This is a genomic window from Leisingera sp. ABM4_101 (assembly GCF_056158725.1).
Genome location: NZ_JBSWTV010000004.1, coordinates 29,618 through 44,426, shown reverse-complemented (window position 1 = coordinate 44,426; position 14,809 = coordinate 29,618). Strand labels below are relative to the sequence as shown.

14 protein-coding genes are annotated in these 14,809 nt (G+C 65.5%); 7 read left to right on the top strand and 7 right to left on the bottom strand.

All coding sequences use genetic code 11. The features are described 5' to 3' along the window. From ACXAEK_RS22790 to ACXAEK_RS22770, 5 genes are all read left to right on the top strand, one after another. Positions 1-1,269, top strand: coding sequence for a hypothetical protein (locus ACXAEK_RS22790; RefSeq protein ID WP_475045606.1), 1,269 nt, complete (start codon positions 1-3; stop codon positions 1,267-1,269). After that, a complete protein-coding gene (locus ACXAEK_RS22785) occupies positions 1,266-2,213 on the top strand; it encodes a sulfotransferase (protein ID WP_475045605.1) in 948 nt (315 codons plus the stop codon). The genes ACXAEK_RS22790 and ACXAEK_RS22785 overlap by 4 nt, the downstream gene beginning before the upstream one ends. Positions 2,214-2,297: 84 nt before the next feature. Then, positions 2,298-3,416 carry a GDP-mannose 4,6-dehydratase gene (gmd, locus tag ACXAEK_RS22780; RefSeq protein ID WP_475045604.1) on the top strand — a complete coding sequence of 373 codons (1,119 nt, stop codon included), beginning with the start codon at positions 2,298-2,300 and terminating at the stop codon, positions 3,414-3,416. 4 nt (positions 3,417-3,420) lie between these two features. Continuing rightward, positions 3,421-4,410, top strand: a complete 990-nt coding sequence (gene fcl / locus ACXAEK_RS22775) for a GDP-L-fucose synthase (protein ID WP_475045603.1) — start codon at positions 3,421-3,423, stop codon at positions 4,408-4,410. Positions 4,411-4,428: 18 nt separating this feature from the next. After that, positions 4,429-5,865, top strand: a complete 1,437-nt coding sequence (locus tag ACXAEK_RS22770) for a mannose-1-phosphate guanylyltransferase/mannose-6-phosphate isomerase (protein WP_475045612.1) — start codon at positions 4,429-4,431, stop codon at positions 5,863-5,865. Positions 5,866-6,055: 190 nt separating this feature from the next. Here ACXAEK_RS22770 and ACXAEK_RS22765 read toward each other — a convergent pair whose 3' ends face one another. After that, entirely contained in the window at positions 6,056-7,033 is a 978-nt protein-coding gene (locus ACXAEK_RS22765) for a calcium-binding protein (protein WP_475045704.1), read from the bottom strand. Between the two features lie 41 nt (positions 7,034-7,074). Here ACXAEK_RS22765 and ACXAEK_RS22760 point away from each other — a divergent pair. Together ACXAEK_RS22760 and ACXAEK_RS22755 are read left to right on the top strand one after the other, a co-directional pair. Next, positions 7,075-8,201 (top strand): IS3 family transposase gene (locus ACXAEK_RS22760; protein WP_475038988.1). Its coding sequence is split into 2 segments (ribosomal slippage): positions 7,075-7,339 and positions 7,339-8,201, totalling 1,128 coding nucleotides; the frame shifts between segments, so codons are not numbered across the junction. A gap of 33 nt (positions 8,202-8,234) precedes the next feature. Continuing rightward, positions 8,235-8,369 carry a hypothetical protein gene (locus tag ACXAEK_RS22755; RefSeq protein WP_475045601.1) on the top strand — a complete coding sequence of 45 codons (135 nt, stop codon included), beginning with the start codon at positions 8,235-8,237 and terminating at the stop codon, positions 8,367-8,369. 200 nt (positions 8,370-8,569) lie between these two features. On the opposite strand, the gene ACXAEK_RS22750 is transcribed toward ACXAEK_RS22755, so the two are convergent. The 6 genes from ACXAEK_RS22750 to ACXAEK_RS22725 all read right to left on the bottom strand — a co-directional run bounded on the left by ACXAEK_RS22750 (position 8,570) and on the right by ACXAEK_RS22725 (position 14,774). Then, positions 8,570-9,772, bottom strand: coding sequence for a hypothetical protein (locus ACXAEK_RS22750; protein WP_475045600.1), 1,203 nt, complete (start codon positions 9,770-9,772; stop codon positions 8,570-8,572). A 68-nt stretch (positions 9,773-9,840) separates the two neighbouring features. After that, positions 9,841-10,668, bottom strand: coding sequence for a glycosyltransferase family 2 protein (locus tag ACXAEK_RS22745; protein WP_475045598.1), 828 nt, complete (start codon positions 10,666-10,668; stop codon positions 9,841-9,843). 49 nt (positions 10,669-10,717) lie between these two features. Continuing rightward, the gene (locus ACXAEK_RS22740; RefSeq protein WP_475045597.1) at positions 10,718-11,698 is read right to left on the bottom strand and encodes a hypothetical protein; all 981 of its coding nucleotides are present in this window, start codon (positions 11,696-11,698) and stop codon (positions 10,718-10,720) included. Between the two features lie 61 nt (positions 11,699-11,759). Then, a complete protein-coding gene (locus ACXAEK_RS22735) occupies positions 11,760-12,419 on the bottom strand; it encodes an HAD family hydrolase (RefSeq protein WP_475045596.1) in 660 nt (219 codons plus the stop codon). Beyond that, on the bottom strand, positions 12,419-13,159 hold the full coding sequence (locus ACXAEK_RS22730; RefSeq protein ID WP_475045594.1) for a 3-deoxy-manno-octulosonate cytidylyltransferase: 741 nt from the start codon (positions 13,157-13,159) through the stop codon (positions 12,419-12,421). Before ACXAEK_RS22730 ends, ACXAEK_RS22735 begins: the two co-directional genes overlap by 1 nt. A 4-nt stretch (positions 13,160-13,163) precedes the next feature. Further along, entirely contained in the window at positions 13,164-14,774 is a 1,611-nt protein-coding gene (locus tag ACXAEK_RS22725; RefSeq protein ID WP_475045593.1) for an aldolase catalytic domain-containing protein, read from the bottom strand. Positions 14,775-14,809: the final 35 nt, after the last annotated feature.

Below are 14,809 nucleotides of genomic sequence, written 5' to 3'. Positions count from 1 at the left end.
ATGCAAGACAGCACCTTCTTTCAGACCCAACTGGCCCGGATCCGCCAATCCGGCAGCCTTGATACGCTGGTTTACCTCGGCATCGGCAACGCCGGTCCGGACGCTGTGCAGGCCTGCCTGGACAGCGGCGCCAGGCATATCCTGCTGACCGAAGCAGACCCCGAAAGAGCCGCTGCGCTGAAGCCCGCCTGCGCCGCTGCCGGCACCCGGCTGCGCACGGTGGCCGTGGCGGAGGAGGCCGGGCAGAGCCCCTTCTACCTCTTCAACTTCCGCTCCCTGTCCAGCTGCCGCCGTCCGGACGGGCTGGACAAAATCTTCCCCGGCCTGCGCCAGACCGGCACGGTGCAGGTGGAAACGGCCCCCCTGGCCGGCCTGCTGGACCTGCCGGGGCGCGCCGCGGACGGCCCCGGCCTGCTGGCGGTCGATTGCCCCGGCCAGGAAGCGATGATCCTGCGCCAGCTGCTGGCACTGGAGCAGCTGGGCGGCTTCCGCTATCTCTATCTCCGCCTGCCGGCAGCCGCGCTGTACGAAGACAGCCTTCCCATGGAAGAGATTTTGCAGCTGCTGGAGGCGGCCGGATGGCGGCTGCGGCATACGGACGCCCGGGATCCGGATTTCCCCGCCTGTTTCCTGGAACTGGACCCCCTTGCCCTGCAGGCTGCCGCCCTGCAGGCAGATCTGGCGGAGGCCCGCGCGGCGCTGCAGGACAGCAGCCGGCAGGCACAGAGGCTGGAAGCGGAAACCCGGCGCCAGGCGCAGGCCCTGGAAGAGGCCGCCGAGGCACGCAGCGCAGCCGAGGCCGAAGCCGGCAGGCTGGCGGCGCGCAACGCAGAGCTGGAAGCGGAAACCCGGCGTCAGGCGCAGGCCCTGGAAGAGGCCGCTGCGGCGCGCAGCGCAGCCGAGGCCGAAGCCGGCAGGCTGACGGCGCGCAACGCAGAGCTGGAAGCGGAAACCCGGCGCCAGGCCCAGGCCCTGGAAGAGGCCGCTGCCGCCGCCAAGGCCCGCCAGGCCGCAGCGGAGAAGGCCGAAGCGGCCGAGGCAGAGGCCCGGCAAAGCCTCGCCGTGGCGCTGCGCCTGCAAAGCCGCCGCGACGCGGACCTGAAGGAATTGCAGATGCGCTACAGCACCCTGCAGCAGCAGCAGGAAGCGCAGGAGGATCTGCTGCGCCGCACCAGCGCCTGCCTGGGCTACCTGATGGATGACAGCGCCCCGGAAGAGGCCCGGCCGGTGCTGGCCGCCGCCGCCCTGAAGAGCAGCAGCGCTTCATGAGCAGCCTCGCCCCGCATCAGAACCGGACCCTGGCAGCGGATCTGGAACACCAGCTGGCCCGGGCGGCCGCCTCGCTCCAGCGCAACCCCGCCCTGGCCGAGCGGCTGCAATCTGCGGACGGCCTGCCGGAGCTGCTGGCAGAGGCAAAGACCCTGGCCGGGCAGCCGCAGCAGCCGCTGCTGCGCACGGTGCATCACTTTGCCTGCACCGGCGGCACCCTGATCAGCAAATGCATCGCCGCGATGCCCTGCACCCGGCTGCTGAGCGAAGTCGACCCGCTGAGCGGAATGACCCACCGGCAGGGTTTTCTGCCCGCCGATATGATCGGCCTGGCCAAGCTCAGCTCCTGCCCGCCGGAGCAGGCAACACTGCTGCGCATCTTCCTGGGCGGGCTGGCCGCGCTGGCGGCGGACAGCCGCGCCGAAGGCCGCGACCTGATCCTGCGCGACCATGCCCACAGCCATTTCTGCTGCGGCCCGGACATCCCCAGCCGGCCCTCGCTGCAGCAGATCCTGGAACAGGGCGGCTACCGGCTGCGGACGCTGGTCACCGTGCGCCATCCGCTGGATTCCTATCTCAGCCTGCTGCGGCGGAACTGGGTGCACTGGCAGCCTGGCGGGCTGGACGAATATGCCCGCCGCTATCTCGCCTTCCTGGATCACTACGGCGCCGCGGAGCTGTTGCGCTACGAGGATTTCGTGGCGGATCCGCAGGCGCGCATGCAGCAGATCTGCACCGCCCTGGAACTGGCGTTCAATCCCGGTTTCCAGGAGGACTTCACTGCCGTGGAGCTGTCCGGCGACAGCGGCCGCAGTGGCGCGGCGATCGGCCCCCGGCCGCGGCGGCCGGTTCCGGAGACGGTGGCCGGCGAAACCGCGCAGGCCCCGTCATACCAGGACCTGTGCGCCCGTCTCGGCTATGATCCGGCCCCGGAATCCGCCTAGGCGGGAAACTCTCTCTTCTCTTCCCGCCAGCTCTGTCTTAATCACGGGCACAAGCGTTTGCGGCACACAGTACAGGATTTTACAATGAAAAAAGCTCTTATCACCGGCATCACGGGCCAGGACGGCTCCTATCTTGCGGAGTTTCTTCTGGAAAAGGGCTATGAGGTGCATGGCATCAAGCGCCGGGCGTCGTCGTTCAACACCCAGCGGGTCGACCATATCTACCAGGACCCGCATGTGGACCATGCCCGGCTGAAACTGCATTACGGCGATCTGAGCGACAGCTCCAACCTGACCCGGATCATCCAGGAAGTGCGGCCCGACGAGGTCTATAACCTGGGCGCCCAGTCGCATGTGGCGGTCTCCTTTGAAAGCCCGGAATACACCGCCGACGTGGATGCCATGGGCACCCTGCGCCTCTTGGAGGCGATCCGCTTCCTCGGCCTGGAGAAGACAACCCGCTTCTACCAGGCCTCGACCTCCGAACTTTACGGCCTGGTGCAGGAGACCCCGCAGCGCGAGACCACGCCGTTCTACCCGCGCAGCCCTTATGCGGTGGCCAAGCTTTATTCCTACTGGATCACCGTCAATTACCGCGAGGCCTATGGCATGTATGCCTGCAACGGCATCCTGTTCAACCACGAGAGCCCGCGCCGCGGCGAGACCTTTGTGACCCGCAAGATCACCCGCGGCCTGGCCAATATCGCGCAAGGCCTGGAGCCCTGCCTCTACATGGGCAACATCGACGCGCTGCGCGACTGGGGCCATGCCAAGGACTATGTGCGGATGCAGTGGATGATGCTGCAGCAGCAGGCGGCCGAGGATTTCGTGATTGCCACCGGCAAGCAGTTCTCCGTGCGCCAGTTCATCCAGTGGTCGGCAGCTGAGCTGGGCATCCACCTGGAGTTCTCCGGCAGCGGTGTTGACGAGATTGCCACCGTGGCGATGGTCGAGGGCGATATGGCGCCGGCGCTCAAAGCCGGCGACGTGATCATGCGCATCGACCCGCGCTATTTCCGCCCCGCCGAGGTGGAGACGCTCCTGGGCGATCCGGCAAAAGCCAAGGAGAAACTGGGCTGGGTGCCGGAAATCACCACCCAGGAAATGTGCGCCGAGATGGTGGCCGAAGACCTGAAGACCGCCCGCCGCCATGCGCTCTTGAAAGAACACGGCATGGATCTGCCGGTCAGCGTGGAAGGCTGAGGCGATGGCAGGCACCGGACCCCGGATCTATGTGGCCGGCCACCGCGGCATGGTGGGCGGCGCCATCCTGCGCCAGCTGCAGGCGCGCCAGGCCGCAGGCGAAGCGCTGACGCTGATCACCCGCACTTCCGCAGAGCTGGACCTGACCGATCAGGCGGCGGTGCGGGCCTTCATGCAGGCGGAACGCCCCGACCAGGTCATTCTGGCGGCGGCCAAGGTGGGCGGCATCGTTGCCAACAACAGCTACCCGGCCCAGTTCATCTATGAAAACCTGATGATCGAGTGCAATGTGATCCACGCAGCCTATCAGGCGGGCGTGCACAAGCTCTTGCAGCTCGGCTCCTCCTGCATCTACCCCAAGCTGGCCGCCCAGCCGATGGCAGAGGATGCGCTCTTGACCGGCGTGCTGGAACCCACCAACGAACCCTATGCCATTGCCAAGATCGCGGGCATCAAGCTGTGCGAAAGCTACAACCGCCAGTATGGCGTGGACTACCGCTCGGTGATGCCGACCAATCTTTACGGGCCGGGCGACAATTTCCACCCCGAGAACAGCCATGTGCTGCCCGCGCTGATCCGCCGCTTCCACGAGGCGGCGCGCGATGGGCTGGACAGCGTCACCATCTGGGGCTCGGGCACGCCCCGGCGCGAGTTCCTGCATGTGGATGACATGGCGGCGGCCTCGCTGTTTGTGATGGGCCTGGAGGCGGAAGCCTACGGGCGCGAGACCGAACCGATGCTCAGCCATATCAACGTGGGCTGCGGGACGGATATCCCGATCCTGGAGCTGGCGCAGCTGGTGGCAGAGGTGACCGGGTTCGAAGGGCAGATCCTGGCCGACCCGTCCAAGCCCGACGGCACCCCGCGCAAGCTGATGGATGTGTCGCGGCTGGCGCGGCTGGGCTGGACGGCCTCGATCAGCCTGCAGGACGGGGTGCGCGGCACCTATGACTGGTTCCTGTCCCAGGGACTGGACAATCTGCGCGCCAAGTAAAGGCAAGGGCTGGTTATGATGATTACCCCAATTCTTCTTTGCGGCGGTTCGGGCACCCGGCTGTGGCCGCTGTCGCGCAAGAGCTACCCCAAGCAATTTGTGCCGCTGACCGGCGCGGAAACGCTGTTTCAGGCCTCGGCCCGGCGGCTGTCGGGGGAGGGGTTCGCGCCGCCTCTGGTGCTGACCAATTCGGATTTCCGCTTCATCGTGACCGAGCAGCTGGCTGCCGCCGGCATTGATCCCGGCGCCATCCTGATCGAGCCGGAGGGGCGCAATACCGCGCCCGCGGTGCTGGCCGCGGCGCTGTGGCTGGAGAAGAGCGACCCGGACGGGCTGATGCTGGTGGCGCCCTCGGATCACGTGGTGCCCGACGCAGAGGCCTTCCGCGCGGCGGTTGCCGCAGGCGCGGCGGCGGCCCGGGACGGGCAGCTGGTCACCTTCGGCATCACCCCGGACCGGGCGGAGACCGGCTATGGCTACCTGGAGCTGACCGCGGCGCCCGGCGATGTCTCCCCGCGCCCGCTCGGGCTCAAGCGCTTTGTTGAAAAACCCGATGCCAGGACCGCCGAAGCGATGCTGGCCTCGGGCCGGCACCTGTGGAATGCGGGCATCTTCCTGTTCTCGGTGAAGGCCATCCTGGCGGCGTTCCGCGCCCATGCGCCGGCGCTGATCGCGCCGGTGCAGGCCGCGGTGGACCGGGGCCGGCCGGATCTGGGCTTCCTGCGGCTGGATCCGGGCGCCTGGGCAGAGGCTGGGGATATCTCGATCGACTATGCGGTGATGGAAAAGGCGGACAACCTGGCGGTTGTGCCTTTTGCCGCGGGCTGGTCGGATCTGGGCGGCTGGGACGCGGTCCGGCGCGAAAGCCCCGCGGACAGCAATGGGGTTGTGACCGCCGGGGCGGCCACCGCGATTGATTGCGCGGACAGCCTGCTGCGGTCTGAAAGCGAGGGGCTGGAGCTGGTCGGCATCGGGCTGGAGAACATCATTGCGGTGGCGATGCCCGATGCGGTGCTGGTGGCCGCGGCGGACCGGGCCCAGGATGTGAAACAGGCGGTCTCGGCGCTGAAGGAAAAAGGCGCCCGCCAGGCCGCCTGTTTCCCCAAGGACCACCGCCCCTGGGGCTGGTTCGAGAGCCTGGCGGTGGGGGACCGGTTCCAGGTCAAGCGCATCCATGTGCATCCCGGCGCTGCGCTGAGCCTGCAGAGCCATCACCACCGCTCCGAGCATTGGATCGTGGTCGAGGGCACCGCCCGGGTGACGGTGGATGAGGAGGTCCGGCTGGTGACGGAAAACCAGTCGGTCTACATCCCGCTGGGCGCGGTGCACCGGATGGAGAACCCGGGCAAAGTGCCGATGGTGCTGATCGAAGTGCAGACCGGCAGCTACCTGGGCGAGGATGACATCATCCGCTTTGAGGACATCTATGCCCGCGGCCAGGGTGCCAAGGGGTAGGCTGCGGAACAGGGCGCCTGCGCGCCTGTGCGCCGCATCGCAGATGCGCTGCAAAGCCTTGGGCCGGGCGCCGCCCGCGCGGCGCTGCGCCCGGCGCATGCATGGCGCCGGGCGCGGATTTCCGGGGGCGGGGCGCTTTCACGCCCCAACGGCCCCAGACAGCAGCCGTTTGGATCAGAACGCCGGCCTGCTAGAGGGAAAAGGAAAAAGAATCCTCAAGCGCAGACAGTAAATCCGTATCCACACCAATCAGGGTGATGCTTTCATCGCCGTACTCGATCAGGGCATTTCGTCCGCTGGCGGTGGAGCTCACCTCCACATCCTCTTCTGTGAACCCGATGAACAGAATGCTATCGGAGGCGGTGTCGTAGTCGAGCAGCCGGTCATCGCCGGAGCCTGCATAAAATTCAAACACGTCACTGCCGGCACCGCCAGCCAGGTGATCGTTTCCGGTGCCGCCATCGACTGTATCGTTGCCGCCGTTGCCGCGGACGGTATCCGCGCCGCCGCTGCCGCGCACAACATCATTGCCCGAGCTGCCGAGAACGGAGTTGCCGAAGTCATTCCCGGTCAGGGTAACGCCGTTGCCTGTGCCCGCACGCAGGACTTCGATCTCCTGAATTTGCCCGAGCGTAAAATCCACCCTCGACAATACAGTGTCGTATCCTCCGCCGGCTTGCTCGACAACGCTATCGGTGGTTTCGCGCACGATATAATAGTCGTCGCCTTCACCGCCGATCATGAGGTCATCGCCCAATCCCCCTCTCAGGGTATCGTTGCCTTCATCGCCGATAAGCGTGTCCTGACCATTGCCGGCTGCGAGATCGTCATTGCCGGCGTAGCCTCTCAGGAAGTCGTCCTTGCGGCCTGCGTGCAGAAGATTATTGCCGCTGTTGCCGATCAGGGAGATATTGTGCTCGGCTTCGAATACAATATCTGCATCCTGAGACCCGGTGAGGCGGATTTCTTCAACGATAACCGAGGCATCGAGCGTGAGATCCACTTTGGTGTAAACACGGTCGTACCCTTCGCCGGCGTTTTCGACGATGGTGTCGCCGCTGTCATCAACTCTGTAGATGTCGTCGCCGAGGCCGCCTTCCATGATATCCTGACCCGCCCCGCCGTTGAGCGTGTCGTTGCCATCAAGCCCCTCTGATCCTCCCCCAATGAAGTGGTCCGCCGTTATGTTTAGGAAAACGGAGGATCAGAATGGGAACGAAGCGACACAAGCCGGAAGAGATTGTCACGAAGCTGCGGCAGGTTGAGGTGCTTGTCGGTCAGGGATTGCAGCGCGTGGATGCGATCCGCGAAGTGCGCATCACCGAGCAGACCTACTACCGCTGGCGCAAGCAATACGGCGGGATGGGAACCGACCAACTCAGAGAGCTCAAACGGCTGCAGAAAGAGAACGAGCGGCTGCGTCGCGCCGTTTCGGATCTGACCCTGGACAAGCTCATCCTGTCGGAGGCCGCAAAGGGAAACTTCTGAGCCCCGCTCGCCGCCGGGCCTGCATAGATCATGTGCGCAGTCGGTTCAGCGTGTCGGAACGGAAGGCCTGCCGTGTCCTGGGGCAGCACCGTTCCACGCAGAGAAAATTGCCACGAGGCCGGGTCGACGAGGCGCGCCTGATCGCGGACATGATTGAGCTGGCGCGCCAATACGGCCGCTACGGTTACCGGCGGATCGCGGCCCTGCTGAGGGATGCAGGCTGGCAAGTGAACGACAAGCGTGTCGAACGCCTGTGGCGGCGTGAGGGGCTGAAAGTGCCTGCGAAACAACCGAAGAAAGGACGGCTCTGGCTGAACGACGGCTCCTGTGTCCGGTTGCGGCCCGAATATCGCAACCACGTCTGGAGCTACGACTTCGTGCATTGCCGGACCGATGATGGGAAGGCCTTCCGCACGCTGAACATCCTCGACGAACATAGCCGGGAGTGCCTGGCTATCCGGGTGAAGCGGAAGCTGAACTCAGGTGACGTAATCGATGCCTTGAGTGACCTGTTCATCCTGCGGGGCGTCCCGGCCTACATCCGGTCCGACAACGGTCCTGAGTTCGTGGCACAGGCTGTCCGGGACTGGATTGCTGCGGTCGGCTCCAAGACCGCCTACATTGAGCCGGGATCCCCCTGGGAGAACGGATACTGTGAAAGCTTCAACGCCCGGTTCCGCGATGAACTGCTCAACGGAGAAATCTTCTACAGCCTGCGCGAGGCTCAGATCCTGATCGAACAATGGAGGAAGCACTACAACACAAAAAGACCACACAGCGCCTTGCGCTATCGCCCACCGGCTCCGGAAACACTCGTCCCGATGGACCCGAGGCCGGTCATGCACTAACAATCAAACCGGACCACTCAGGTGGGGCTGATCATGCGCACATTGACTGAACTGCTGTCTGAAACGGGGTTTCAGAACATCCGGTTCCTGCGCGTGGGGCGGGTGCCGGTTTTGGCAAAATCCATGGTTGCGATTGCCCGCAAACCCCATAGCGGGCAATTTGAATGAATATCCATGTGCCGCGCCCCAGGCGCGGCTGAGCTGGCAGGCCGGGATCAGCCTGCAGGGCGGGATGCGCGGCACCTGCGGCTGCTGACTGGCCCAAGGGCCGGACAGGCGGCGCAGCAAATAAAGGCGCAGAAAAAACGCAAGGCAAAGGCGTGGCCCCGCCCGGGGCGCGCCTTTTTATCATGCCGCCGGATTGCCGGTCAGGCGGCTGCCTGGCCGGCAAGGCCCGGCAGGATCTCCCGGAAAAACCCTGCATAGCGGCGCAGCGACGCCGCGCCGGTGGCGCAGAAATACTGCTGTGCCAGCCCCTCGGGCTGCGGCAGGGCCAGGCGGGCTTCCAGCTGCTCCAGCGAGGTAAAGGTGCTGCTATCGGGCAACGGCAGGCTTGGGACCTCGCTGTCATAGCGCAGCACCCGGCAGCCCAGGGACAGCGCCTCATAAATCAGCGACGAGGTATGGCCGATGACAAAATCGGCATCCTGGAAATGCAGCTGCTCGCGGATATCCGGGAATTTGCGGAAAAAATCTTCCTTGCGGACCGACGGGTGGAACCGCACCTTGACCGCACGCCCGCTGCGGCGGGCACAGGCGGTTGCAATCTGCAGCATCTCTTCGTTCTGGCGGTTGAAGATCTGCTGATCGAGGAATACCGCAATATAGGGCTGCGGCGCCTGCCCTGCCGCTTCGGCGGCGGCATTGAAGATCAGCGGTTTGCCGCAGTCCACCGTGGTGTTCGCAGGATGATGGCGCTGGATCAGCTGCGAGGTTTCCGGCCCCCAGGACAGGAAATACTCGGACGGCTGGTGCTCGTAATTGATCACATTCACCGTATCCATACTGCCATAGTCCACGTAAAGCCCGTGCTGCAGCGTGACGGTCGTGACCCCCTGCGCGCGGAAATAGCGGGCCAGCAGATGCTCCACCGGCTGCATGTCGGCAAAGCAGATCAGCGCCTTGAACGTCATGTTCCGGAAATGATCCAGGATGAAGCCGTATTTGCAGGCCCGGATGAAGCAGCAGGCCCGCTCCAGCGGATCGGCAATGTCCAGCGCATCGAACAGACCCGCGTTTTCCAGCATATAGCGGCTGGCGGCAGCATTCAGCCGGACCGGCCGGGTGCGGTGCTGATAGTCCTCCACCACCACCCGGTCGCGGATCCCCGAGGCTTCGATCACCGCATGGAACAGCCCCTTGTAATCATCCCGCACCAGGCTGCGGAAGAACAGCGCGCCGGTCTCGCGCTGCTGCGGCAGCCGGTAATCGGAGTACAGGAAATCGCGCAGCCAGATGTCCCGCACGGCCGCTTTTTCTTCAGCGCTCTTCTGCTTCAGGCTGTAAAGATCGGCAAACAGGACCTCGCGCCACAGCGTCCGGTCCGAAAGAAAATCCGTAAATTCAGTCACAATTCAAACGATGCGCGGCGCGCACTCCCTGTTGCTCACCCACTGGCTCTCCGGCACCGCGGCCCGGCTCAGTCCGGTGCACTGGCATCGATCAGCTTCTGGATCGTGTTCAGGGGGTCATCGAAGCCTCTCGGGTGGTAATCCCAATACCCCACGATCTTCTCGTATTTCTCCCGCTCGCCTTCCGGATAGGCGGTGCCTGCCCATTTGGAGATCAGCCGCATGCGGTCCTGCTCCTTGCGGTCATCATTGTTGGAGGCGCGGATTTCCGGCGTCGCTTCGAAGTAGTGTTCAACAAAAGAGGTCTTGGAGCGGATCACCTTGTAGCCCGCCGCCTTCATCTTCAGGCACAGGTCGGTGTCGGAGAAATAGAAATGGTAATCCTGATCGCAATAGCCCACCTCTTTCATCGCCGCGTTCAGATAGAGGCCGTGGTTGACGTAGAGATTGCCGACATTGATGGCGACCGCATATTTCTTGCGCACCGGGTAATCGCGGAAATAAAAGGCCACGCCGCCCAGTTTCACCCCCTGCTCCAGCATCTCGTCGAACAGATCGACCCCGTTCACGATCGCCCCCGGCACGATCAGGCTGTCGTCGGACAGCATGCAGATGTATTTGCCGCTGGCGCATTTGAACGCCAGGTTCATGAAGTAGGCCCAGGGCTTGCGGTCGATCTGCTTGCCGTTCCATTCCCCCCGGTTGTGCTGAACCAGGGAAATGATGTCCTTTTGCTGGGTCAGCCATTCAACGGTTCCATCCGTCGAGCCGCCGTCCACCACGATGATTTCATAGGCTTCCCCCTCCAGCTCCTTGCGCACCGCATCAATGCAAAGCTGCAGCAGCTTGCGCCGGTTGAAGCTGCCAATCACCATCGAAATCTTCGGGTAGTTCATTCAAGTATCCTTTGAGTTAGGGCCGGAACACGCTGCGGCAGCGCCAGGGCTAGGATCCGCGGCGCCCGGTCAGGGCAAGCTTGATCCGCCGCATCGGTGCGGTGATCCGCCAGGAGCTCGACTCCCACAAGGCCTGCAGCTGGGCATCACGCTCGCCGAGCTGCCCTTCCAGTTCCGCAACCTGCCCGCGCAGTTTCTGGATCGTTTCGCCGCGCAGCAGCTTCGTCCGGCGCTCTTCCTCCAGGACCGCGCCGGTGCCCTCCAGCCGGGCCGACGTCTGCCGCTCCGCTTCCAGGGCCTCCTGCAGGCTGCGCAGCTGCAGCTGCATCAGCTCCGCCTGGCTCTGCTTCGCCGCCGCCTGCGCCTCCAGCGCGGCCAGCCGCTGCCCGGCCTCCCGCTGCTGGCCCTGTGCGCCGCGCAGCGCCGCCAGATCCTGCAGCAGCGGCCTCAGCACCTGCACCGCCCGCTCTGCGGCGGCCAGGGCATCCGGCTGCCCGCCTGCGGGCACCGCGCGGGCCTCAAGCTCGGAATTCAGCGCCGCCACCCCGGCGGCGCCGGCCACCGCCTGATCTGCAATCACCTGCCAGACCGGCCCGGCCGCATCCTCCGGCAGATCCAGATCCAGCCCGGGCAGAGGGCTGATGCCAAGCTGGCTGCAGGCCTGCTCCAGCGCCGGGCCCGCATCGCGGCGCAGGCCGGCCGCCTCCACCAGCGCCAGCCGGCGCCGGTTCCGGCGGCAGAACGCCAGCAGTTCCTGCGCCTGCGCTTCCCAATCCTGCAAGGACTGCGCCGGGCTCCGGCCGCAGGCAATCCCCCTGCAGACGGCCGCTTCCGCCCGCTCATAGACCGCCAGCACCGGGCGCCCCTCTGCCGGCTGCCAGTCCGCCGGTGCCCCGGCAAGGCGCTCAAACCGGGCGCCCGCAGCCTGCAGCGCCTCCGCAAGGCCCGCCCGCTCCGTGCAGTCCGCCAGCGAGAATTCCGCATCCTGCCCGGACGCCGCAAACGCGGCAGATGTGATTTGCGTGTTCACCGGCTGCTCCTTTTCTTCCCGTCCCGCGGCACCAGCCTGCCGCGCCTTCCCTTGCGCCGGCCTAGGCGCCCGCCAGATCCCCGGCCAGATCCCCGACCGCCGCCAGGCTGCGCAGCTGGTGCTGCCGCACATAGCCGGGCCAGTCCGCCACTTCACTCCAGCCGCTGATGAAGACAAAGTCCAGCCCGGCAGCCGCGGCGGCGCGGTGATCATAGGTGCTGTCGCCCAGAAACAGCGCCGGCGGGCGGATATTGCCGCAGCCCAGCTCCCGCGCCAGGATCGTGTCCTTGCTGTCGGGGCTGCCGAAGATGCCGCCGTCAAACAGCCCGTCCAGCCCGCGTGCGGCAAAGATCTCCCGCAGCTCCGCCTGGTCGCCGCCGGATACGATCAGCCAGCGCTGATCCGGCCAGGCGGCGCGCAGCGCCTCCAGCCCCGGTGCCACCGCACAAGCCAGCAGCCCGGCCCGCACCGCGCCGGCATAGGCCGCCAGCAGCGCCTCCAGGCCCGGCCCGCTCTGGCCCGGCACGATGTTTTCCAGAAAATGCTGAAATTTGAGATAGCGGGACACGCCGCCATGGGCGACATGATGCGCCACCAGCGCCTCTGCCGCGGCCGCCCCATAGGGCAGGGCCGCCTGGCGGAAGGCTTCGGTCTTCACCCGGTTGGAATCCAGGATCACCCCGTCGCAGTCAAAGACCAGCGTCTGGTAGCCCGCCGCCATTACAGGTTCCAAAGCCGCTTCAGGGCTGCTTCCACCGGGGCCACATCCTCCGGCACATCCACCGCCATGGTGCCGGGCGCGGTCTCATACATCACAATCCTGCGGCCCAGCTCCTGGAAGCGCAGGATCTCGATATCCTCGCTCTTCTCCAGCGTGCCCTTGCGGCCGAAACCCTGGAAGGCCTGCAGCTCCTCGCGGGTGAAGCCGTAGATGCAGACCTGCTTCTTGTAGCGTTCCGGCGCGTTTTTGGCGTCCTTGCAGGCCGGCAGCGCCGCCCGCGACATATAGACCATCACGTCATCCTCGGTGGTGATCACCTTGGGGATATTGACGCTGTGCGGGTCTTCCTCTGCACCGATCCAGGCAAAGCCGTTGACGATCAGGGAGGGATCCGCCGCCTTCAGCTCCACGCAGCGCTTGATGTCCTCCGGGTTCACCAGCGGCTCGTCGCCCTGCACGTTGACATAGATATCGTAATCGATCATCTGCGCCGCCTCGGCCAGGCGGTCGGTGCCGGTCAGCGCCTCGCTGCTGGTCATCAGCGCCTTGAAGCCCGCGGCCTCCACCACCTCGGCGATGCGCGCGTCCTCGGTGGCGATATAGACATGCTCCTGGCCCACCGCGCGGGCGCTCAGCTCCGCCACCCACAGGATCATCGGCTTGCCCAGCAGCGGCACCAGCGGCTTGCCGGGGTAGCGGGTGGAGGCATAGCGGGCGGGGATAATGACACAGGCCGTCATGGGATCACATTCCGTAAACTGAAATTTGCTTGAGATGCTTGTAGCGGCTCGGGGTGACCGAAATCACCTCCGGGCTGCCCGGGGTCTGCTCCAGCAGCCGCAGGATCTCTTCGACCTCGCGGTTGCGCGCATCGCCGGGCGTGTAGCCGTCAAAGCCCGCCAGCAGCACATGGCTGGCGCCGCCGGCCGCCGCCACCGCCATCGCATAGGCCAGCACCAGCAGGCTGGGAGAGATGCAATGGCTGCTGGAAAACTCAAACCGGCCCTCATCCAGGCGGATGCCGAAGTCCAGCAGCTCCTTGCTGCCAAGCCGGGCGCCGAGATCCGCGGGCAGCATCGAGGCCGGGGTGATCAGCGGCTGGCGCAGCGCCAGATGCGCCTCGCTGTCGGCCATCAGCCGGACCGGGTGGCAGGCCGCGCGCAGGTCGATCAGCTCTTCTGAGATGCCGCTGTGCGTGTTCAGCGCAATCACCACCGGCTGGGCCCGGCGCACATAGGCCTCAAGCGCGGCCCGGTGCTGCCGGGCGCCGGCGCCGGCGCCAAGAATGAGCACATCGCGCCCTTCCAGCATGGAGCGCGGCTGCCAGCTGCCCCGCGCCTCCCCCTGGTAGAAATTGCGCGCGCCATCCAGCGTGCCGCTGCTGAAGCTTTTGCCGCCTTCCTGGCGCAGATGCTCGATCACCGCCAGGATGTCCTCCTCGCTGAAGCGGGAATTGGTCAGCATGTTCTGAATATAGGTCGGGTGGATGCCGTATTTGCCGGACAGGAAGTAATAGGGGTTGGTGCCCCAGCCATAGCGTTCCTTCATCGGCTGGAAATGCTGCCGCAGCAGGCTCATCAGCGGCACCAGGTTGGCCGGGCGGGAGCGCAGCTCCTGGGCTTCGATCACCAGCTCCTCGGTGCGGGCATTGCCCGGGCCGCGGCCCATGCCGGTCACGGTGGCGTCCAGCCAGGTGGCGCCCTCGGCCTGCGCCCGCAGCGTGTTCTGCAGCGCCAGCCCCATATTGTCATGGGTATGGATGCCGATCGGGCCGTCCCATTCCTCGCGCAGCCAGCTGATGATGCGGGCGGTGTCTTCCGGTGTCATGCTGCCCATGCTGTCGGCGAAATAAAGCACCTCCACCGGCCAGGCGCGCGCCTCGCGGGCCAGTTCCACCACCTCTTCCCGGCTGCGGTCGGCAATCTGCATCAGGTTGAAACCGACCCGGTAGCCCCGCTCCGTCAGCCAGCGCACGGCCGGCAGCACCTGCTTGACCTCGCGGAAGTGGCAGGCCAGGCGCACCAGATCAACCGGCACCGCCGCCGCCGGCTCCGGAAACAGATGCTCCAGCGTGGCCTCAAGCCCCAGATCGGTCAGCAGGTCGGCACCGTTGACCATGACCGCGACCTGCAGGTCTTCGGGGATCTTCAGGCTGCGCAGGAAATCATCGGTGGTATAGGCGCAAGCGCCCTTGAACCCGTTGTTCTTCAGAAACCTGAAGCCGATCTCGACGATGTCGACCCGGGCCGCCCGCATGGCCTCCAGATAGGCTTCGATCAGTTCTTGCGGAAAATCCCAGGCATTGTAATAGCCGCCGTCCCGCAACGTGCAATCCAGCACTAAAGTGTCTGACATCTCAACCCAATCTCTTTTCTCTGCCCGGCGCGCTG

Bases quoted from the DNA above. Each gene is read 5' to 3' on its own strand.
- ACXAEK_RS22790 (WP_475045606.1), top strand. From the start codon at position 1: ATGCAAGACAGCACCTTCTTTCAGACCCAACTGGCCCGGATCCGCCAA.
- ACXAEK_RS22785 (WP_475045605.1), top strand. From the start codon at position 1,266: ATGAGCAGCCTCGCCCCGCATCAGAACCGGACCCTGGCAGCGGATCTG.
- gmd (WP_475045604.1), top strand. From the start codon at position 2,298: ATGAAAAAAGCTCTTATCACCGGCATCACGGGCCAGGACGGCTCCTAT.
- fcl (WP_475045603.1), top strand. From the start codon at position 3,421: ATGGCAGGCACCGGACCCCGGATCTATGTGGCCGGCCACCGCGGCATG.
- ACXAEK_RS22770 (WP_475045612.1), top strand. From the start codon at position 4,429: ATGATTACCCCAATTCTTCTTTGCGGCGGTTCGGGCACCCGGCTGTGG.
- ACXAEK_RS22755 (WP_475045601.1), top strand. From the start codon at position 8,235: ATGCGCACATTGACTGAACTGCTGTCTGAAACGGGGTTTCAGAACATC.
- ACXAEK_RS22745 (WP_475045598.1), bottom strand. From the start codon at position 10,668: ATGAACTACCCGAAGATTTCGATGGTGATTGGCAGCTTCAACCGGCGC.
- ACXAEK_RS22735 (WP_475045596.1), bottom strand. From the start codon at position 12,419: ATGGCGGCGGGCTACCAGACGCTGGTCTTTGACTGCGACGGGGTGATC.
- ACXAEK_RS22730 (WP_475045594.1), bottom strand. From the start codon at position 13,159: ATGACGGCCTGTGTCATTATCCCCGCCCGCTATGCCTCCACCCGCTAC.
- ACXAEK_RS22725 (WP_475045593.1), bottom strand. From the start codon at position 14,774: ATGTCAGACACTTTAGTGCTGGATTGCACGTTGCGGGACGGCGGCTAT.